The organism is Burkholderia sp. HI2714, from assembly GCF_002223085.1.
GTDB classification, from domain to species: Bacteria; Pseudomonadota; Gammaproteobacteria; order Burkholderiales; family Burkholderiaceae; genus Burkholderia; species Burkholderia lata_D.
The window spans coordinates 1-727 of the sequence record NZ_NKFM01000171.1 but is presented as its reverse complement, the minus strand read 5'-3'; the positions used below and the strand labels follow the sequence as shown (position 1 = coordinate 727).

At 58.7% G+C, this 727-nt stretch carries 2 protein-coding genes; both read left to right on the top strand.

Translation table 11 applies throughout. The features are described 5' to 3' along the window. The first annotated feature begins 143 nt into the window (after nucleotides 1–143). Nucleotides 144–338 (top strand): hypothetical protein, encoded by a 195-nt coding sequence (locus tag CFB82_RS41715; protein WP_089487986.1) that lies wholly within the window; start codon nucleotides 144–146, stop codon nucleotides 336–338. Nucleotides 339–354: 16 nt separating this feature from the next. After that, complete coding sequence (locus CFB82_RS41710; protein WP_143751107.1) at nucleotides 355–615, top strand: hypothetical protein; 261 nt, start codon at nucleotides 355–357, stop codon at nucleotides 613–615. The last annotated feature ends 112 nt before the right edge of the window (nucleotides 616–727 follow it).

Genomic DNA, 727 nt, shown 5'->3' with positions numbered 1-727 from the left:
CATGCCATGCGGCCCATCATGTCTCGCGCTCAACTGCAGTGCATTTCTTCTCGCCGAACGCGCGACACCTGCCGCTGTCTCACGCCGAATATCTCGCGACGCCGATTCTCGTACAGGTCGCGACATAACAACTGGCGCTCGCCGTGGTGGCCCTACCAATCGTCACCGTGTTGCTATGGCAGCGTACACCGCTGCTTGCATCGGTCGCGGCGCTCGTGATCATCGTCGGCATGATCTACACGATCGCGTTCGAGCGGAGCTACGTGCTGTTCATGGACGATCACGGTGTTGGCTTTGTTCGGAAGGGGGTGGTTGCGCGGCAGCGTGAGGTCGAGTAGAAAGGGCAATTGATCTATGCCTCGTGAACGTTCATTGCCATACAAAGCCAGCCTGAAATCCGGAGCGCCGCGCAAACGCCCGAAACCGACGTATCGGGTCGCGAACGCCCGCGCCTACAATCAGAGCCTGAAGCGGCGAGGCCAGCTCAGCCTCTACTGCCCGGAGGGCGACCTGAAGGCGCTGTTCATCAACACCCAGCCGTATGTGCCGGGTGTGTCCGGGCGTGCCCCAACCTACACGAACGCCTACATCGAGCTGATCGTATGCGGTCCATAAATGACGCCCTTCAAATGAGAGGCAAGAGGTCAGAAGCTAGGTGTCCGCGTGGACACTTTCACTCAGACCTCAATGACAGAAAAACAGGATCTTCGAAGCAGACTGGTAGTTG